The sequence below is a fragment of the Paraburkholderia sp. BR10936 genome, from assembly GCF_040965735.1.
In the GTDB taxonomy this organism is placed as follows: Bacteria; Pseudomonadota; Gammaproteobacteria; order Burkholderiales; family Burkholderiaceae; genus Paraburkholderia; species Paraburkholderia nodosa_A.
Map to the genome: position 1 here is coordinate 425392 of NZ_JBFRCM010000003.1, position 19169 is coordinate 444560.

General features: G+C 67.4%; 17 protein-coding genes and 1 pseudogene. 8 read left to right on the forward strand and 10 right to left on the reverse strand.

Going from position 1 to position 19169, the window contains the following annotated elements; genetic code table 11:
- Positions 1 to 172: 172 nt before the first annotated feature.
- The 3 genes and pseudogenes from AB4Y36_RS08460 (at position 173) to AB4Y36_RS08470 (ending at position 3415) form a co-directional block, all read left to right on the forward strand.
- Positions 173 to 619, forward strand: a complete 447-nt coding sequence (locus tag AB4Y36_RS08460) for a hypothetical protein (protein WP_069265159.1) — start codon at positions 173 to 175, stop codon at positions 617 to 619.
- A 535-nt stretch (positions 620 to 1154) separates the two neighbouring features.
- Positions 1155 to 2252, forward strand: coding sequence for a porin (locus AB4Y36_RS08465; protein WP_368606330.1), 1098 nt, complete (start codon positions 1155 to 1157; stop codon positions 2250 to 2252).
- Between the two features lie 187 nt (positions 2253 to 2439).
- Positions 2440 to 3415, forward strand: a pseudogene (locus AB4Y36_RS08470) (LysR family transcriptional regulator).
- Positions 3416 to 3434: 19 nt separating this feature from the next.
- On the opposite strand, the gene AB4Y36_RS08475 reads toward AB4Y36_RS08470, so the two are convergent.
- Positions 3435 to 4400, reverse strand: a complete 966-nt coding sequence (locus tag AB4Y36_RS08475; RefSeq protein ID WP_368682735.1) for an NAD(P)H-dependent flavin oxidoreductase — start codon at positions 4398 to 4400, stop codon at positions 3435 to 3437.
- A gap of 216 nt (positions 4401 to 4616) precedes the next feature.
- On the opposite strand from AB4Y36_RS08475, the gene AB4Y36_RS08480 reads away from it, so the two are divergent.
- Entirely contained in the window at positions 4617 to 5510 is an 894-nt protein-coding gene (locus tag AB4Y36_RS08480) for an alpha/beta fold hydrolase (protein ID WP_069265155.1), read from the forward strand.
- Positions 5511 to 5530: 20 nt separating this feature from the next.
- Here the strand turns inward: AB4Y36_RS08480 and AB4Y36_RS08485 are convergent, their stop codons facing one another.
- A complete protein-coding gene (locus AB4Y36_RS08485; protein ID WP_368606334.1) occupies positions 5531 to 6004 on the reverse strand; it encodes an Lrp/AsnC family transcriptional regulator in 474 nt (157 codons plus the stop codon).
- A 159-nt stretch (positions 6005 to 6163) separates the two neighbouring features.
- Here AB4Y36_RS08485 and AB4Y36_RS08490 point away from each other — a divergent pair, with 159 nt between their 5' ends.
- Positions 6164 to 7072: a DMT family transporter gene (locus AB4Y36_RS08490; RefSeq protein ID WP_368682736.1), complete on the forward strand. Its 909-nt coding sequence runs from the start codon at positions 6164 to 6166 to the stop codon at positions 7070 to 7072.
- A gap of 101 nt (positions 7073 to 7173) precedes the next feature.
- Positions 7174 to 8478 (forward strand): DUF445 domain-containing protein, encoded by a 1305-nt coding sequence (locus tag AB4Y36_RS08495; RefSeq protein WP_342949581.1) that lies wholly within the window; start codon positions 7174 to 7176, stop codon positions 8476 to 8478.
- A gap of 213 nt (positions 8479 to 8691) precedes the next feature.
- Here AB4Y36_RS08495 and AB4Y36_RS08500 read toward each other — a convergent pair whose 3' ends face one another.
- From AB4Y36_RS08500 to AB4Y36_RS08525, 6 genes are read right to left on the reverse strand one after another with little or no spacing between them, the layout of a single operon-like run.
- Positions 8692 to 9624, reverse strand: a complete 933-nt coding sequence (locus AB4Y36_RS08500; RefSeq protein ID WP_368682737.1) for an MBL fold metallo-hydrolase — start codon at positions 9622 to 9624, stop codon at positions 8692 to 8694.
- Positions 9621 to 10070 (reverse strand): MaoC family dehydratase, encoded by a 450-nt coding sequence (locus AB4Y36_RS08505; protein ID WP_368606336.1) that lies wholly within the window; start codon positions 10068 to 10070, stop codon positions 9621 to 9623. The genes AB4Y36_RS08500 and AB4Y36_RS08505 overlap by 4 nt, the downstream gene beginning before the upstream one ends.
- The gene (locus tag AB4Y36_RS08510; RefSeq protein ID WP_368682738.1) at positions 10067 to 10294 is read right to left on the reverse strand and encodes a DUF1289 domain-containing protein; all 228 of its coding nucleotides are present in this window, start codon (positions 10292 to 10294) and stop codon (positions 10067 to 10069) included. The genes AB4Y36_RS08505 and AB4Y36_RS08510 overlap by 4 nt, the downstream gene beginning before the upstream one ends.
- A gap of 2 nt (positions 10295 to 10296) precedes the next feature.
- Positions 10297 to 10803, reverse strand: coding sequence for a YbaK/EbsC family protein (locus tag AB4Y36_RS08515; RefSeq protein ID WP_368606338.1), 507 nt, complete (start codon positions 10801 to 10803; stop codon positions 10297 to 10299).
- 40 nt (positions 10804 to 10843) lie between these two features.
- Positions 10844 to 11767 (reverse strand): hydroxymethylglutaryl-CoA lyase, encoded by a 924-nt coding sequence (locus AB4Y36_RS08520; RefSeq protein WP_069265147.1) that lies wholly within the window; start codon positions 11765 to 11767, stop codon positions 10844 to 10846.
- Positions 11768 to 11821: 54 nt separating this feature from the next.
- Complete coding sequence (locus AB4Y36_RS08525) at positions 11822 to 12769, reverse strand: glyoxylate/hydroxypyruvate reductase A (RefSeq protein WP_342949577.1); 948 nt, start codon at positions 12767 to 12769, stop codon at positions 11822 to 11824.
- Between the two features lie 279 nt (positions 12770 to 13048).
- Between AB4Y36_RS08525 and AB4Y36_RS08530 the strand changes: the two genes are divergently transcribed.
- Complete coding sequence (locus tag AB4Y36_RS08530; protein ID WP_368682739.1) at positions 13049 to 13660, forward strand: RBBP9/YdeN family alpha/beta hydrolase; 612 nt, start codon at positions 13049 to 13051, stop codon at positions 13658 to 13660.
- 34 nt (positions 13661 to 13694) lie between these two features.
- Here AB4Y36_RS08530 and AB4Y36_RS08535 read toward each other — a convergent pair whose 3' ends face one another.
- Together AB4Y36_RS08535 and AB4Y36_RS08540 are read right to left on the reverse strand one after the other, a co-directional pair.
- Positions 13695 to 14951: an acetate/propionate family kinase gene (locus AB4Y36_RS08535; protein WP_368682740.1), complete on the reverse strand. Its 1257-nt coding sequence runs from the start codon at positions 14949 to 14951 to the stop codon at positions 13695 to 13697.
- Positions 14948 to 15889: a bifunctional enoyl-CoA hydratase/phosphate acetyltransferase gene (locus tag AB4Y36_RS08540; protein ID WP_069265246.1), complete on the reverse strand. Its 942-nt coding sequence runs from the start codon at positions 15887 to 15889 to the stop codon at positions 14948 to 14950. The genes AB4Y36_RS08535 and AB4Y36_RS08540 overlap by 4 nt, the downstream gene beginning before the upstream one ends.
- Before the next feature lie 495 nt (positions 15890 to 16384).
- Here AB4Y36_RS08540 and AB4Y36_RS08545 point away from each other — a divergent pair, with 495 nt between their 5' ends.
- Entirely contained in the window at positions 16385 to 19144 is a 2760-nt protein-coding gene (locus AB4Y36_RS08545; RefSeq protein WP_368682741.1) for a DUF3141 domain-containing protein, read from the forward strand.
- The last annotated feature ends 25 nt before the right edge of the window (positions 19145 to 19169 follow it).

Sequence of the window (19169 nt, forward strand, 5' to 3'; positions counted from 1 at the left end):
GTCGGGCAGGTGAAACGTCACAATGCAGGCAGGGTTGTCAAAACTCGGACAGTGGGTCTTGGGGGCCGGATTTGCGGCCTTCGTTGCGCTCGCCCATGCTCAGCCCGGTTTTCCAGGGCACGGCGGGGGCGGCGGCTTCGCGCGCGCCCCTTCCATGCCCACGAGGCCCGCCATGCAATCGATGCCCGCGCCGCGCGGCGGCGGCATGGCGTGGGGCAGCGGCTACCACGGCGCCCCTGAACGCGGCCGTGGCCCCGCCGCTTACACAGGTGCCGCTTCGCCCATGCGCGTGGCCGACCAGGGCGGCCGGTACGAGCGCGGCGGTAACCGCTCGCCGAACCAGTGGCAAGGCCAGGTTCAGCAGCCGGCCCCGCATCGCGATTACAGCTACGGCACGCCGTTCGGCGGCTACGGTGGCTATCGCGGCAATCCCATCACGCCCGTGAGCGCGGAATCGCGCCAGGTGCCGCATCCGCCGCCCGAGTCGCCGGTGCGCGCGGGCTCGATCCGCGAAGACGTCGCGCGCTACAACGAGGAGCGCGGCGGTACCTACCGGCCCTTCACGCGCAACGGCGGCGAGGTCCCGCGTCCGCCCATGCCTTCGCCCTACCGTAATTGAGCGGTGCCACGCCGCGCGCTTTTGCTTTCTTCCCTCCGCACGCTTTATCCCGCTGTCTTCGTTTGACTCTCCTCAGGATTCGCTTCAGGCATTGACCTGTTAGCGCCGCCGAAACACGTCCAAAACAGGTTGCGTTCGTCCACGCCGCGAAAACTGACGCGCGGATACCACACTTTTTTGGAAATCTCTCGTCACGCAGAACCCTTTCGTCTCAAATCTCGCTTTCGTTTTGGCGGCGCGTCATTCGCAGCCACGCACGCGCGGCAGCGCCCCACTGGGCGCGGCGCGGCAGCCTGCGATTAACCGTGACGCAGCGCAGCGCAAAGCAGAGTCGACAGCGGCAAACCGGGTGCTATCGGCGGCAAACTAATCCGCCCGATATACCGGCAATAACACCGTTTATTTTTGACCATAAAAATGGTCCGCAAAGATGGATCCGCCCAGAACGGCCACGTCTGCGAACGACGAAAAAACAAAGCCTTGCGCGAGCGCCTCAGCCGCCCGACACCCTTTTTTGACAAAGACTGGAGAACCCATGAATACAACGGTCAGCCGAGCGCTGCGCACTACCCTGAAGGCGAGCGCGCTCGCCGCTGTTCTTGCCGCCGCGTCGTCGTCGGCGTTTGCGCAGTCGAGCGTCCAGCTCTACGGCCAGGTCGACGAGTGGGTCGGGGCGACGAAATTTCCGGGCGGCCAGACCGCCTGGAACGTGAGCGGCGGGGGCATGTCCACGTCGTACTGGGGCATGAAGGGATCGGAAGATCTGGGCGGCGGCTTCAAGGCGATCTTCACACTGGAAAGTTTCTTCCGCGCGCAGAACGGTCAGTACGGCCGCTTCGCGGGCGACACGTTCTTCGCGCGCAATGCGTACGTCGGCCTCGAATCGCCGTACGGCACGGTCACGGCGGGGCGCCTGACGACGCAGCTGTTCGTCTCGACGATTCTCTTCAACCCGTTCATCGATTCGTACACCTTCTCGCCGATGGTGTACCACGTGTACCTCGGCCTCTCGACGTTCCCGACCTACACGACCGATCAGGGCGTGGTGGGCGACTCGGGCTGGAACAACGCCGTGCAGTACTCGACGCCTAACTTCAACGGCCTTTCGGGTTCGGCCATGTATGCGTTCGGCAACCAGGCCGGCCAGAACGGCTCGAAGAAGTGGAGCGTGCAGGGTCTGTACTTCCACGGCCCGTTCGCGGCTACGGCGGTCTACCAGTACGTGAACTTCAACAACACGCCGGGCGACATCGGCAGCATCGTGAGCGGCGACACGACCATCATCGGCCTGAAGAGCCAGGGCGTGGCGCAGGTCGGTCTTTCTTACGACCTCAAGTACGTGAAGTTCTTCGGCCAGTACATGTACACGGCGAACTGGCAGCAGGTGGGCAGCTGGCACGTCAACACCGCCCAGGGTGGCGTGACGGTCCCGGCCGGCCCGGGCACGGTGATGGCGTCGTATGCGTACTCGCGCGACGGCGGCGGCCTGAACCAGACGCGCCAGACGGCGGCGATCGGCTACGACTACCCGCTTTCCAAGCGCACCGACGTCTACGCCGCGTACATGTACGACCACTTCGACAACATGTCGAGCGGCCAGACCTACGGCGTGGGCATGCGCGCGAAGTTCTAAGCGGTGCAGCCTTCAAGGCCGGCGTTCGACGCGAAAACCCCGCGCTATTTGCAGCGCGGGGTTTTTTGCTTTCTGGCCGCCTCACATAGGAAGCGCGCCTGCGCGTTTCAACACTCGCATTTGATAAAACGAGGAAAATATCGCCGATTGATTCCCATTCTTTGATGTTCGAGTTGAAGGTCGCGCAATGGATACCCTCGTCAGCATGAAAGTGTTCCGCCAGGTGGTGGAGGCGGGCAGCTTCGTCGCGGCGGCCGAGCGCTTGAACATGTCCGCCGCGATGGCGAGCAAGCATGTGATGCATCTGGAGCAGCAGCTCGGCGCGCGGCTGTTGAACCGCACCACGCGCCGCGTCGCGCCCACCGAGGCGGGGCGCGAATACTACGAGCGCGTGGCCCAGGCGCTAACCGAACTCGACGAGGCCGGCCAGGCCGTGGGCGCGGCGAGCGTGGTGCCGCAGGGGCGGCTGCGCGTGTCGTCGCTCACGGCATTCGGGCTGCGTCATGTGATGGGCGCGGTCGCCGACTACGCCGCCGGATTTCCTCAGGTGACGGTCGACATCACGCTGTCCGACCGCGTGGTCGAGCTGATCGACGAGGGCTTCGACGTGGCGATCCGCGCCGCGCCGTCGGGGCTCAAGTCTTCTTCGCTGATCGCGCGGCCGCTCGCCACCGCGCACATCGTGCTGTGCGCCTCGCCCGAGTATCTGCGCCGCCACGGGCGCGCCGAAAAGCGTGGCCGATCTCGCGCGGCACAACTTCGTCCAGTACGCGGGGGCATCGGCCCAGGAACTCGCGCCGTTCGCGGAGGGCGCGGGCGGCGTGAAGCCCAAGCCGGGCGGCAACCTCATCGTCAATCACCTGGAAGCGCTGCGTGTGGTGGTGCTGCAAGGCGGCGGGCTGTCGATGCTCGGCACCGAGGTGGTGGGCGACGATATCGCCGAAGGGCGCCTCGTGCCGCTGCTCGTCGACGCACTGCCGCCGCGCGAGCTGCCGATCTACGCCGTGTACGCGAGCCGCCGCCATCTGTCGGCGAAGGTGCGCTCGTTCGTCGATTTCCTGGCCGCGCGCTTTTCTGAGCGCGAGCTTTGGCCGGGCGTCGAGGCGATCCGCGCGGCGGCGCTCAATGCCGACGTCGCCCGTGTTGCGTCTACCCGGCGCTGAAACCGGGCGCGCCTCGCGCTCAGCGGCCCACGCCCAGCCGCGCCTTCGTCGCCTCGTACTCGTGCTTCAGGCGCGCCACGAGATCCGCCACCGAGGGCACGTCGTCCATCAGGCCCACCGCCTGGCCCGCACCCCACACGTCTTTCCAGGCCTTTGCCTTCGAGGTGCCCGCGCCGAAATCCATCTTCGACTTGTCCGACTCGGGCAGCGCATCCGGATCGAGCCCGGCGTTCACGATGCTCTCGCGGATGTAGTTGCCGTGCACGCCCGTGAAGAGGTTCGTGTAGACGATGTCCGCGGCCTTTGCTTCGAGAATGGCGTGCTTGTAGTCGTCCACGGCGTGCGCTTCTTTGGTCGCGATGAAGCGCGTTCCCATGTAGGCGAGGTCCGCGCCCATGGCCTGGGCGGCGAGGATCGAGCCGCCGTTGGCGATCGCGCCCGACAGCACGATCGGGCCGTCGAAGATGCGCCGTACTTCGCCCACGAGCGCGAACGGCGAGGTCGTACCCGCATGGCCGCCCGCGCCCGCTGCCACGAGGATCAGGCCGTCTACGCCCGCTTCGAGCGCCTTGGCGGCGTGGCGCAGGTTGATGACGTCGTGCAGCACGATGCCGCCGTAGCTGTGCACGGCGTCGAGCAGCTCGCGCGGCGGCGCGCGCAGACTCGTGATGAAGATCGGCACGTGGTGCTCGACGCAGACGCGCACGTCGTGCTCGAGCCGCGCATTCGACTGATGCACGATCTGGTTGACGGCGATCGGCCCGATGACGGCCTCGGGGTTCGCGTTCTTGTAAGCGGTGAGCCCCTCCCGGATCTGCGTGAGCCAGACACCCAGCTCTTCGGCGGGGCGCGCGTTGAGCGCCGGAAACGAGCCGACGATGCCCGCCTTGCACTGCGCGAGCACGAGCTCCGGATAGCTGACGATGAACATCGGCGAGCCCACGACGGGCAGCGAGAGGTTTTGCAGGACGGCGGGCAGTGCCATGGGGAGGTCTCCTTGCGGCGCTTCGATAGACGGCGGGGCGCGAAATCGGCCGTTCGATTATAGGCGTGGGGTCGTTCGGGCATCGCGCGTGCGGATCCCTCGTGCGGTATTCGAGGGAGTGTTCGGTTTCTACCGCAATGGGCTCAAAAGCACATTTTCGAGCCGCGCTCGCCTCATACAATGACCGCAGACCAACAAACACAAGAGACTAGCCCCATGCCTTTCGACGGATTCCAGCCTTTCACCGTTCGCACTGCGGGCGGCGTAGACATCTGCGGCGTGAAGGGCGGCGATGGACCGCCGCTATTGCTGCTGCACGGCCATCCGCAGACGCACATGATCTGGCACCGGTGCGCTTCCGCGCTCGCGCAGCACTTCACCGTCATCGCGACGGATCTGCGCGGCTATGGCGCCTCCTCGAAACCGGCCAGCGACGACACGCACGCCGCCTATTCGAAACGCGCGATGGCGGCCGATCAGGTCGAAGCCATGCGCCACTTCGGCCACGAGCGTTTTCTCGTATGCGCGCACGACCGCGGCGCGCGCGTGGCGCACCGCATGGCGCTCGACCACGCCGACGCCGTCGAGCGGCTGATGCTGCTCGATATCGCGCCCACGCTCGCCATGTACGAGCAGACCGACCGCGAGTTCGCCACGCTCTACTTCCACTGGTTCTTCCTGATCCAGCCCGCGCCGCTGCCGGAAACATTGATCGAAGCGAACCCCGACGTCTATATCGAGCGCGTCATGGGCAGCCGTCACGCGGGTCTCGCGCCCTTCGCGCCGAAGGCACTGGGCGCCTACCGCGCTGCGCTGCGCCAGCCGGGCGCCGTGCATGCGATGTGCGAGGACTACCGCGCCTCGGCAACCATCGACCTCGAGCACGACCGCGCCGACCTCGAGCGCGGCAACAAGGTGGCGTGCCCGCTACGCGTGCTGTGGGGCGCGGAAGGCGTGATCGAGCGTTGTTTCGACCCGCTCGCCGAATGGCGCAAGGTGGCGCGCGACGTGAGCGGGCGCTCGCTGCCGTGCGGCCATTACATTCCCGAGGAGGCGAGCGAGGCGCTGGTCGAGGAGATGCTGGCCTTCTTCGAGACCACGGAGCGCTGACGGGCTGCCGCGCCTCGGCTTCAACGCAGCGGCGGCAGGCGGCGCGGCACCGGGGTGGACTTGACGATGGCCGTGCTGGTCTCGGCGCGCTCGGTGACTTTCGCGAGAATCTCGTCGAGCTGTTCGATCGAATGCAGATACAGCCGGGCGATGAAGCAGTCGTCGCCCGTGACCTTGTCGCACTCGACGAATTCGGGAATGCGCCGCAGCACCTCTTCCACCAGATGCAATTGTCCGGGCAGCGGCTTCACGCGCACGATGGCCTGCAAGGTGTAGCCGAGCGCGCGCGGATCGATCTGCACCGTATAGCCGCCAATCACGCCTTGCGCTTCGAGCCGGCGCAGCCGCTCGGACGTGCTAGGCGCCGACAGCCCCACGTGCTTGGCCAGTTCGGCGACGCTCGCGCGGGCGTCCTCGGCCAGCGCCGCGAGCAGCATGCGGTCGATGTCGTCGAGCGGGGCGGCGGTGGGCGTTGGGTTCGGGCGTCGGTTCATGATTGCGCGGGTGCTCCGCCAGGTTGGCCTTTCAATCGAAGGCAAGGGTTGCCTATCGCCTAAGTTTAGCCATGTATTCCTCGCCCTGCAGCCGATAAACTGACTTGCAGATGCGAAGGGCCGCGCGCCTTTCGTCCGCCACAACGAGGATGCAAGCTCATGTCTTCCACCACCCCTGAAATTCGCCGCGGCGCCGCCGAGATGGTCGTCGCGATGCTGATGTCCGGCACCATCGGCTGGCTCGTGGTCGCCTCGCGCCAGGCCCCGATCAACATCGCCTTCTTGCGCTGCGTGCTGGGCGGCGCGACCCTCACGCTCGTGTGCGCCGCGCTCGGCCTGTTGCGCCGCAAGCACCTGCCGCCACGCACGCTCGCGCTTGCCGTCCTGGGAGGCGCTGCCATCGTTGCGAACTGGGTGCTGCTGTTCGCCGCCTATTCGCGTGCTTCGATCTCCATGGCCACGGCCGTCTACAACACGCAGCCGTTCATGCTCGTCGGTCTCGGCGTGGTCATTCTGCGCGAGCGCGTGAGCGCTTCGACGGTGGCGTGGCTGGCGGTGGCCTTCCTCGGCCTCGTGTGCGTGGTCGAGGTGCAGCCTGCCGTGCTCGCCGTGCCCGGCGAGTATCTGCAGGGCGTGGCCTGCGCGGCGGGCGCGGCGTTTCTCTACGCGATCTCGTCGATCATCACGCGCCATCTCAAGGGCACGCCGCCGCACCTCATCGCGCTCGTGCAGCTCGCATTCGGCGCGCTCGCGCTCGCGCCGTTCATCCACTACGGCACGCTGCCGGCCACGCCGCTGCACTGGGCGCAGCTCGTCACGCTCGGCATCGTGCACACGGGCATCATGTACGTGCTGCTCTACGGCGCGATCCAGAAGCTGCCCACGGCGATGACGGGCGCGCTCTCGTTCATCTACCCGGTGGTCGCGATCCTCGTCGACTGGTTCGCGTTCGGCCAGCGTCTCGCGTGGATCCAGGTGGTGGGCGCCGCGCTCATCCTCGTCGCGGCGGCGGGCGTGAACCTCGGCTGGCGGATCGTGCCGCAACGGCGGGACACGCGTTCGGCCTGAGGCGTCGCGAGCGCGCCGCGCTGGCGCGGCGCTTCGGCATGCGGCGGTTGGCGCGCGGGCAGCATAATGTTGCGATTCGAACCCGCGACTCCCTGCTCCTCATGACGCCTTCGCACGCCCCACGGGACGAAGCCGAACTCACGCGCGCCAAGCGCCAGGCGCTGGCCTTTCTGCTGGTTGCGGCGCTCGTGTTCGCCGGCACGGCACTCTTTTTCCCGCCAGGCGTCGTGACGGATGGCGTCAAGTCCGTGAGCGAAGCGGCCATGGTCGGCGGCCTCGCCGACTGGTTCGCGGTGGTCGCGCTGTTCCGGCGCGTCCCGATTCCGTTCGTTTCGGCGCATACGGGCGTGATTCCGCGCAACAAGGAGCGCATCGCCGACGAACTCGCCGCCTTCGTGCGCGACAAGTTTCTCGACGTGGGTTCGCTCGTCGGGCTGATCCGGCGTCACGATCCCGTGGCGCGGCTCTCCAGCTGGCTCACCGCGCCGCAGAATGCGCAGCGCCTGGGCGACTACGCGGTACGCATGATGTCGGGCGTGCTCGGCCTAACCGATGACGCGCGCATCCAGAGCTTCATCCGCGACAGCCTGCACGCGGCGCTCGCGCGCGTCGACTTCGCGAAGTCGGCGGGCGCGATTCTCGACACCCTCACCCGGGATGGCCGCCACCAGGAGCTGCTCGACCAGATGCTCGAGCAGTTCGCCATCCTGTTGCGCGACGAGGGCACGCGCGCGTTCGTCGCGTCGGCCATCGTCGACTGGCTCAAGAGCGACTATCCGACGACCGAGAAGTTTCTGCCGAGCGAGTGGATCGGCGAGAGCGGCGCGCGCGTGGTGGAAAGCGCCGTGAACCGGCTGCTGCTGCAGGTGAGCGAGGATCGCGAACATCGTCTGCGCCAGAAGTTCGACGAAGTCGTGGAAAAGCTGATCGTGAAGCTCAAGAGCGATCCGGCGTTCCTGCGAAAGGGCGAGGAGCTGAAGGCGAGCCTGAGCGAGGGCGGCGCGCTCAACGATTACACGCGCGCGCTGTGGGACAGCCTGCGTGCGTGGCTGCGCGACGATCTGGAGCGCGAAGATTCGGCGCTGCACGCGAAGGTCGCCGCCACTGGCCAGTGGCTAGGCGAGACGCTCGCCGCCGACGCCGACCTGCGCGCCTCGCTCAACGGCCATCTCGAAGACGCCGCGCGCGCCATGGCGCCCGACTTTGCTCGCTACCTTACGCACCACATTCGCGACACCGTGAAGAATTGGGACACGCGCGAGACCGCCCGGCTCATCGAGTTGAAAATCGGCAAGGATCTGCAGAAAATCCGCGTGAACGGCACGGTGATCGGCGGCGCGATCGGGCTCGGACTTTACCTGTGTTCGCATCTGTTCGAACTCGTGCGGCTCAAGCTCGGGCAGTGAGATTGATTCGGATTCCAGATGAATGAATCCTGCGAGGACGCGCCAGGCCTGCGCTCGTAGGTGATCTGTAGGGAAATCACCGATGCTTCGGGAATTCCGGCGCGAGTATGATGACCTCGACAGTTTGATCACGTCAGAGCTAATTCCACCGCTCGTCCGAAATCGGACGAGCGTTTTTTTTTGCGCTTTCCCAGCGTTTGTCCTGCGGCGCGGCTAGACCGCTGCCGCCGGTGCTTCGAAGCGTTCGCCGTTTATGACCAGGGCGCCGCTCTTCGCCAGCTCCCCGGCCAGCTCGCGCAGCAGCCCGGGCCACGCGCTGCGCGGGCCGAGTTGTTGCGCCGCGGCGCGCAGGGAGGCGGCGTTTTCCAGCATCGCCAGTAGCGAGTCGAAGGTCATCGCGCGCACTTCCAGCAGCTTGAAGACGATCAGCACCTTGAGCGCGTTCTTCGCGTTGCGGGCAGGGTCGGCGCGCAGCCAGGCGAGGCGCGAGAACGCGCGCTCCAGCGCCGCCTCGACGTTTGTGAACGGCTTGCCGTGGCCCGGAATCACCACGCGCACGTCGAGCTTCGCGATGGCTTCGAGCACCGCGTGCTGCTCGGCGAACCCGCTTTCGCCCTCAAGCTCGGGAAAGATCACACCGAAGCCATGCTCCCAGAGCGCATCGGCGCTGATGAGCAGGCGCGGTCCGGCTGCATAGAGCATCACCGAGTCGGGGTCGTGCCCCGGCGCGCCGATCACTTCCCAGTCGAAGCCGCCTAGCGTGAGCCGTTCGCCTGCCGCGAGCGTGCCTGTGAACGCGAATCGGTCGCAGGTCTGCCCGGTGGCGAGAAAGCTCAAACGCGCTTCGTCCCAGTCGCGCACAATCGTCGCGCTCGGCGCGGGGATCAGCGTCGCGCAGGGCCATTGCGCCTGCAGTCGCGCGTTGCCGCCGCAATGGTCGGAGTGCAGATGCGTGTTGACGATAAGGTCGAGCGCGCGCGGGCCGAGCGCCTGGCGCACGAGCGCGAGCGTCTGTTCGGCGTGCGTGGCGTAGCCGGTATCGACGAGTGCGGCACGCGCCTCGTCGACGAGCAGCACGTTGTTCGACGACAGCCAGCCGCGCTCGAAGACGCGGATCGATTCAGGGAGGGCGGGCGCGGCGCTCATGCCGGTGCGTGCTCGGCCTTCGGCATGACGAGGATCGTCGCGCGCCCCACCACGAGCGTTTCGCCCTTCTGGTTCACGGCCTCGCCCACGAGCTTCACGAGATCGCCGTTCAGGCTCGGCTTCCACCACGCTTCGTCCACGCGCCACTCGAACGTGATCGTGTCGTTCGCGTGTGCGGCGCGCTTGAGCTTCATGTCGAATTCGAGCCCGAGCGGTTGCGCGTACTGCGAGTAGTGCGTGGCGAGCAGCGCCATGAAATGCGCCGTGGGTTGCGTGCCCGATGCGATCAGGCCGCCAAAGCGGCTTTGCGCCGCGTAGGCTTCGTCGTGATGCAGCGGGTTCAGGTCGTTCACGAGCAGTCCGAATGATTTCACCGATTCGGGTGTGAGCTGAAGCGTCGAGCGGAACGTCTCGCCGACCGTGACGACGCGGGCGGGCGCGTTCATTGTTGTTCTCCTTGCGACGCGAAGCGCTTCGCGACCCATTGAGCGTGCCGCGTCTCGATCGCGTCCCAGACGGCGCGCTTGGCCTCGTCGTCGAGCGTGGACCAGTTCGCAATCTCGTCGATGGTGCGCAGGCAGCCCTCGCACAAGCCGCTGCGCTCATCCATGCGGCAGATGTTGATGCAAGGCGAGGGCGGCGGCGCGACGGTGTCGTGAATCGCGGTCATGCTCACGCGTCGCGCAGCGCGACGTCCACCACGGGCGCGCCGGTCAGCGCTTCGAGTTCCTGTGGCGAGAGGTTGAACACCGCATGCGGATGGCCGGCAGCGGCCCAGAGGCTTTCGAGCTCGAACAGATCGGCGTCGATCAGCGTGACGGGCGTCGTGGCGTGGCCGATCGGGCACACGCCGCCAATGGCGTAACCGGTCTTCTCGCGCACGAACTTCGCGTCGGCGCGGCCGATCTCGCCCACGTGCGCGGCCACTTTCTTTTCGTCCACGCGGTTTGCGCCGCTCGCGATCACGAGCACGGGCGCGTCGTCTTCACGGCGGCGGAACAGGATCGACTTGGCGATCTGCGCGACTTCGCAGCCCAGACCCGCGGCGGCTTCGGCGGAAGTCTTGCCGGTCTCGGGCAGCATCACGACGGGTCTGGCGTGGCCGCGCTCGCGCAGCATCAGGGCGACACGGCGCGCGGACTCGGGCAGGGCGTCGAGGTTATCGAGGGTTTCCGTCATAGATTGATTTCCTTCGTACTGCGATTCGATGGGTCGCGTGTCACGAGCATGCGGCTTCGCTGCGGGCCTTCGCGAGCAGGGCCTTACCCGCGCGCGAGACGTTCGCCCGGCCGATGGCGGTCGAAATGAAGTCGCCCGCCGCGACGACCTGGTTCAGATCGATGCCGGTATGAATGCCCAGGCCGTTCATGAGGTACAGCACGTCTTCGGTCGCGACGTTGCCCGTGGCGCCCTTCGCATACGGACAGCCGCCCAGGCCCGCCACCGAGGCGTGGAAAATGGCGATGCCTTCTTCGAGCGCCGCATAGATGTTGGCGAGCGCCTGGCCGTAGGTGTCGTGGAAGTGGCCCGACAGGCGCTCGCGCGGGAACACCTTCGTCACCGCCTCGAACACTTCGTGCACGCGCTTCGCCGTACCCACGCCAATGGTGTCGGCAATGTCGATCTCGTCGCAGCCGAGCGCGGCGAAGCGCTCCACGACATCGACGACCGAAGCGACCGGCACTTCGCCCTGATACGGGCAGCCGAGCGCGCACGACACGCTGCCGCGAATGCGCACGCCGCGCTCCTTCGCGGCTTGCGCCACCGGTGCGAAGCGCTCGATGCTTTCCGCGATCGAGCAGTTGATGTTCTTCTGCGAGAACGCTTCGCTCGCCGCGCCGAAGATCACGATCTCGTCCGCGCGCGCGGCGAGCGCGCCTTCGAAGCCGCGCAGATTCGGCGTGAGGACCGAGTAGATCGCGCCGCTGCGCCGCTCGATGCCGGCCATGACTTCGGCGCCATCGGCCATCTGCGGCACCCATTTGGGCGAGACGAACGAGGCGGCCTCGATGTTCGGAAAGCCCGCGGCCGAGAGCCGGTTGATCAGTTCGATCTTGGTTGCGGTGGGAACGAATTCCTTCTCGTTCTGCAGGCCGTCGCGCGGGCCGACTTCGACGATCTTGACTGCGGTGGGTAGTGCCATTGCCGTGTCTCCAACAATTTTTTGAAAAGGCTTCGCGATGTGCCGCCGCGATGTTCAGTAACCGCGCCCGACATGCACCACGCCGCTCACGGTCTCGCCGCGAGCCAGCGCGCCGATCTTGTCGGCGACCTGCGAGATCGCTTCGTCGCGTAATGTGAGCGCCGAACTGTGCGGCGTGATCGTGATGCGCGGCTCGCGCCAGAAGAGATGATCGGGCGGCAGCGGCTCTTCGCGGAACACGTCGAGCGTCGCCGCCGCAAGCGTGCCGTTGGCGAGTGCGTCGAGCAGATCCTGTTCGTTCAGATGCGTGCCGCGCGCCACGTTCACGACATACGCGCCGCGCGAGAGCTTGCCGAAGGTGCGCGCGTTGAGCACGCTTTCGGTGTCGGGCGTGGCGGGCAGCAGGTTCACGAGCAGTTTGACGCCGTCGAGGAAGGCGTCGAACTGCTCGCCGTGCAACTCGCCCGAATACGTTTCGATGCCTTCTATCGTCTTCATGCCGCGCGAAAAACCGCGCACCGGCACGCCGAGCGAGGCGACCGCGTGCGCGACCTGCGCGCCCAGTACGCCGAGGCCGAGCACGCCCACCGTGAAGGTCTCGTGCGGATGCGGCGCGAGCACGTGCCATTCGCGGCGCGCCTGCGCGAGCGCGTATTCGTCGAAACGGCGCAGGTAGCGCAGTACAGCATGCTGCACGTACTCGCTCATTTGCCGGCCCATGCCCGAGTCTTCGAGCCGCACGAGCATGGCGGTGCCGGGCAGCGTGCCCGGTCGCTCGCGTTCGTGGGCGAGGATCGCGTCGACGCCCGCGCCTAGATTGAAGATGGCGCGAAGCCCCGGCACGCCGAAGAGTTCGCGCGGCGGGTGCCAGACGACAGCATAGTCGGCGGGATCGGTGTCGCCGGGCTGCCACTCTCGCAACTCGGCATCGGGCAGCGCGCGCGCGAGGCCGTGGAGCCACGTGGAGGCGTCGGTCTGCGGGAACCAGAAAATGATCTTCATGATGGGTGAACCTGTCCCTGGTAACGGCTGTGCGGCTCGAGCCTACGCGCGCTGTTGCGTTGCGTGCAGCCCGCGAGGGCCGCGAGAGCCGCGTGCACCGGCACCATTCTACTTTTTCAGGCCCGCGCCCGCCGCGCAAATCGCGGCGCGCCAGCCCGCGGCCTGTCTCGGGCAGGACCCGGCCGGGCGCGCCGAAAAGCTAAGCAAAAAAAATTGGTTCGGGGTGCGCGGCTCGCAGGCCACAATCGATTCACGCCGTGTTCCAGCGAGGAAATAATCATGCTTTCGTGCGCGCAAATGCGTTGGCCGCCCCGCCTCGTCACCGTGCCGGGTCTGCACGGCAGCGACGGCGCTCACTGGCAGAGCTGGCTCGAACGCCAGTTCGCGCGCTCGCTGCGCGCGGAACAGGACGACTGGGACGCGCCCGATCTGGCGGCGTGGGGCGCGGGGCTCGCGCGGCGGCTGGCGGGCGAGCGCGGGCCGTTCCTGCTGGCCGCGCACAGCTTCGGCTGCCTCGTGGCGGCGCATGCGCTGCACACGGGCATGCTGGGGGAAAGCGGCGCCGACATTGCCGGTGTGCTGTTCGTCGCGCCCGCGAGTCCCGAGAAGTTCCGCTTTGCCGGCGTGTTCGAGGCGCGGCAGCTTCCCGTGCCGTCCATCCTCATCGGCAGCGAAACCGATCCGTGGATGCCGCTCGAAGGCGCCCGCGCGCTCGCGCAGCAACTGGGCAGCACGTTCGTGAATCTCGGCGATGCGGGTCACATCAACACGGCGGCAGGCTTTGGGCCGTGGCCGCGCGCGAAGTATTTCGTCGATACGCTCGTTCACGGCGCGGCGCCGGGGCGCTTGCGCGACGCGGCATTCGACCGGGGCGGTCCGGCGTACGCCTGAAGTCAGGCGTAGCGAACCGCGGCGCCGTGCCCGCTCAGTGCCTGAGCGCCGCCCGCAACAGCCGCGCCGTATGGAGCGCGATCATCCCTTCTTCGTCGGTGCGGATCGCGAAAACGGGAACGCGGCTTTCGCGCGTGCTCACGCGCTCGTTGCCGTTGCTGCTGCCCACCTCGTTGACTTGCGCGTCGAGCACGGTGCCGAACACCGGCGCGAGCCGCTCGCACACCTGCGCGCGAATGGGCGCGGCATGCTCGCCGATGCCCGCCGTGAACACGAGCGCGTCGAGCCCGCCCAGCACCACGGCGAGCTTGCCGACGTCCTGCGCGATGCGATACGTATAGAAGTCGATCGCGAGCCTCGCCCGGTCGCTGCCGCTCGCGAGCAACTCGCGCATGTCGCTGCTCAGGCCCGACAGGCCCTTCAGGCCCGACTCCTGATACAGGACCTTCTCGATGGCGTGGTAGTCCATACCCTTCGCCATCATCCAGAGCACGGCGCCTGCGTCGAGCGCGCCGCAGCGCGTGCCCATGGGCAGGCCGTCGAGCGCGGTGAGGCCCATGGTGGTCTCGATGCTCTTGCCGTCCTTCATCGCGCACAGGCTCGCGCCGTTGCCCAGGTGCGCGACGACGACGCGCCCGCGCGCAATGTCGGGCGCGACCTGATGGAGGTGCCTGGCAATGTATTCGTACGAGAGGCCGTGAAAGCCGTAGCGCCGCACGCCCTCGCCGTAGTAGCTGTACGGCAGCGCGAAGAGCTGCGCCATGATGTCGTTGCCCGCATGGAACGCGGTGTCGAAGCACGCCACCTGCGGCAGCTCCGGCGTGGCCTGACGCACCGCACGAATCGCGGCGAGATTGTGCGGCTGATGCAGCGGCGCAAGCGGGGTGAGCGCGTCGAGCTCCTGGATCACTTCGTCGTCGATGAGCACGGCGTCGGCGTAGCGCGCGCCGCCGTGCACCACGCGGTGGCCGATCGCGGCGGGCGGCGTGTCGCGCAGCCCCACGGCGAGCACGAGGCGCAGGAGGCGAAACGCGGCGTCGTGATCGGCGACCTGGGCAACCGGAAACTTCTCGTCGACGATCAGGCGCCCGTCGGCCATATGCGCGACCACGCGCGGCGCGACGCCGATGCCCTCGATCTGCCCGCCCGCGCCATGCAGCGCGCGCGCACCGCCTTCCACGTGGTCGTCTTCGATCACGCGAAACACCGAACACTTGATGCTCGACGACCCCGCATTCACGACGAGCACGACATGGCCTTCCACGGCCGGCTGGGCTTGGACGCTGCTCACAGGATCTCCGTTGCTTTGCGCGCACGTCGCGCGTGCGCAAGCAGGACGGCGATCGCGCAACTGCCGATGCGCGAGCGCACGCTGTCGGCGCGGCTCGTGAGGATGATCGGCACGCGCGCGCCGAGGACGATGCCGGCTGCTTCCGCGCCGGCGAGGAAGGTGAGCTGTTTGGCGAGCATGTTGCCCGCTTCGAGGTCGGGCACGAGCAGGATGTCGGGGTCGCCTGCAACGGGCGACGTAATGCCTTTGATGCGCGCGGCTTCGGCGCTGATCGCGTTGTCGAAGGCGAGCGGGCCGTCGAGCAGGCCCCCCGTGATCTGGCCGCGGTCGGCCATCTTGCACAGGGCGGCGGCGTCGATGGTGGAGGGCATCTTTTCGGACACCGTTTCCACGGCGCCGAGGATGGCGACCTTCGGCGTGCCCACGCCCAGCGACTGCACGAGGTCGATCGCGTTGCGCACGATGTCGGCCTTGTCGGCGAGCTTGGGGAAGATGTTGACGGCCGCATCGGTGATGAAAAGCGGCTTGTGGTACGAGGGCACGTCCATCGCGAACACGTGCGAGAGGCGTCGCTCGGTGCGCAGGCCATTGGCGCCGAGCGCGACTTCGTGGAGCAGCTCGTCGCTGTGCAGGCTGCCCTTCATGAGCAGTTCGGCCTGGCCCTCTCGCACGGCGCGCACGGCGAATTCGGCGGCGGCGTGGCTGTGCGGCGCGTCGATGATGGTGATGCCGTCGAGGCGCAGGTCGGCTTCCTCGGCCACCGCGCGGATCTTCGCTTCGGGGCCGACCAGAATCGGCACGATCAAGCCGAGGTTCGCGGCGTCGAGTGCCCCGGTGAGCGAGGACACGTCGCACGGGTGCGCCACGGCGGTGGGCACGGGCGCAAGGCCGCCACAACGGGCGAGCAGAACCGAATACTTGTCAGGCGATGAAGTCATGACGGTCTCCTCCAGGATGTGCATCTGGACCATGCTGCGGCGCGCAAAGCCGTAACAGTGTAGACCAGCGCGAACGAGGCGGTCGGCTGGATGCACGCCGGGCCGGCGCGGCATCGTGACGCGTCGCGGCGAGGTCCGGCAGTCGCGCCTGTCATGCTTCGTTCACAAGGCGTTGCGATCATGGAAGAGGCACTAGAGCCCGCCGCGAACCTTGACTTTCACAGGGCCGCCGCCTAAGTTTTTAGATGCCGCAGTGCAACATGATCTGGCTCTTTTCACGTCGCGGTCGCGTGGCGTACGAAACGCGCACGCGGCCGCGAATACCTTTTGCCGGCCCCGTTGCCCGCAATGCCGCCGCTCCGAGGGCGGCAGAACAGGGGCAGCGGCCAGGCCTCGCGCGTCGTTCGTCGTGACGGCACGCGTCCACGGCCCGCGTCGGCCTGGCGCTTGCTTGCCGCGAGGCGAGCCGGCGCTCCCTTAAAGGAGATTCGTCTCGTGGCAGTTCCCGCCTCCTCGCCGCTCGTTTCGTCGCCGTTTTCGTTTCTGCCCACGCTCGCATCGGGCACGTCTTTCTGGCCCTTCGCGCCTTTCTGGCCCCTCGCGGGCGCATCCGACGAGGAGTCATCGCCCCAGACGCCGCTGACCGAAGCGGCTTCGGCCATGTCCTCGGCCGTGAACCGGGCAATCGAAACGGCGCAATCCGCACCCACGGTTGCGCAGCCGCTCTATGACTACGTCTACGACGCCTGGCAGCGCAGCGTGCTGTTCCTCGACGTGCTGCGCGAGCGCGGCAACCAGACTTATGTGCACGAGCAGGCGGGCATGCCGCCGGTACTCGCGTTCGACTATGAAGTGATCGTCGATGGCCGCGAACTCGACGATCCGTGCAATTACGCGCTGCTGCGCATCAAGCCCGAAGAGGGCGTGCCGACCGATCCGCGCATGCGCCCCTTCGTCGTGATCGACCCGCGTGCGGGCCACGGCCCCGGCATTGCCGGCTTCAAGATGGACAGCGAAGTCGGCATCGCGTTGCGCAAGGGCCACCCGTGCTATTTCGTGACGTTCTTCCCGCTGCCCTGCGAAACGCAGACGATCCAGTCGGTCGCGCAGGCCGAAGCCGTTTTCATTCAACGTGTGCGCGAGCTGCATCCCGACGCGGACGGCCTGCCGTTCATCATCGGCAACTGCCAGGGCGGCTGGGCCGCGGCGCTGCTCGCGGCCTCCGCGCCCGCACTGGTCGGCCCGCTCATGCTCGCGGGCTCGCCGCTGTCCTACTGGGCCGGCGTGCGCGGCAAGAACCCCATGCGCTATTCGGGCGGCATGCTGGGCGGCTCGTGGATGTCCTCGCTCGCGGCGGACCTGGGCGACGGCCGCTTCGACGGCGCGTATCTCGTGCAGAACTTCGAGTACCTCAATCCGGCCAACACGTACTGGGGCAAGCTCTACAACCTCTATTCGAAGGTCGATTCCGAGCGCGAGCGCTTCCTCGAATTCGAGCGCTGGTGGGGCGGCCATTTCCAGCTGAACCGCGCCGAGATCGACTGGATCGTGCAGAACCTCTTCGTGGGCAACCACCTCACGCGCAATGAAGTGTTCGCGAAGAACGCTCGCTCGCCGGTGGACCTGCGCAACATCCGCACGCCGATCATCGTGCTCGCCTCCTGGGGCGACAACATCACGCCGCCGCAGCAGGCGCTCAACTGGATTCCCGATCTCTACGCGAGCGTCGACGAGATCGTCGCCAACGAGCAGGTGATCGTGTACTGCCTGCACGACAAGGTGGGGCACCTCGGCATCTTCGTTTCGGCGAGCGTGGCCAATAAGGAGCACACCGAACTATTCTCGGCGCTCGATCTGATCGACGTGCTGCCGCCGGGCCTCTACGAAGCGAAGATCACCGACTCGACGCCGGAAGCCGGGCGCCTCGAAGCGCTCGAAGGGCGCTACGAGATCCGCTTCGAGCTGCGCACGATCGAAGATATTCTCGCGCTCGACGACGGCCGCGACGACGAACAGCCCTTCGAGGTGGTGCGCCGTCTCGCGGAAAACAACCAGCGCCTGTATGACCTGTTCGTCTCGCCGTTCGTGCGTGCGTCGAGCAACGCGTTCAGCGCGCATGCGCTGCGCGAGTCGCATCCGTCGCGCGTGGAGCGCAGCGTGCTGAGCGACGCGAATCCTACGTTGGGCGTGCTGCCCGCCATGGCGGAAGCGGTGCGCGCGCATCGCAAACCGGCCGCGCCCGACAATCCGTTCACGCTGCTCGAAAGGCAGGCGTCGGCGACCATCGAGGCAACCCTCGATGCGTATCGCGACGCGCGCGACACCTGGGTCGAGAGCACGTTCTACAACGTGTACACCGCGCCGTGGGTGCAGGCCTGTGTGGGCGTAGCGCCCAACCAGCCGCTCGAGCCCATCGCGCCGCCGCTCATGGCGCTGCGCAAGGAGCTTGCGCAGTACCGCCTGCGTGCGGCGCGCGCGCATCTCGCGAAGGGCTCCCTCGTCGACGCGTTCATGCGCATCGCCGCGTATATCGTCGATGAAATGCATGCCGTGCAGTACCGGCCGTTCCAGCGCATGCGCGAACTCGCGCGGGAGTATCTCGGCGATCGCCAGCCGAGCATCGCCGAGCTGAAGGAATCGGCGCGCCGCCAGGGCGCGATCGTGCAGCTCGATCCGCAGGCCGCAATCGACGCCTTGCCCGAGATCGTGCCCGACATGAAGACGCGCCGCGCGCTGCTCGCAGCCGTGTACCGCATCGCGACCGTATCCGGGCCGCTCGAAGGCGAGCGGCGCGAGCGCTATCGCCACGTGCAGCGCGCGCTGGGCGTCGAGCCGGGCAGCGAGAAGACGGGACTGCCGCCGCTCGATGGCGGCGGGTCGTCGTCGGAGGGCGGCGGTGTTTCGGGCCCAGGCGGCGGCACGGCTGGTGACGGCGGCGCCGAACAGGGTGTCCAGGCGTCCTCCGCCGCGCAGGCTGAGGGACCTGAGCCTGCAACTGAAGCCCCGACAGCTTCCGCAAAGTCCTCCCGCGCGAAGGCCGCTCTGGCGGGCGAACACGCCGCGCCCACGAAACCCATGCGTGCGGCGCGCGCCGGCGTGAAGGTAAAGGCCGCGGAACCGGCCGAAGCGAAGAAGGCGCCGGCTGCCGCCAAGACGGCGGCGCGCCGCTCGCGCGCGGCATCGACGCCCACCGCCACGCGGGCAGCGGGCACGACGGCCACGCGCCGCCGCGCGACGCGCAACGCAGGCGAGTAACGAAGCCCGTTCTCGTTTCACCCTG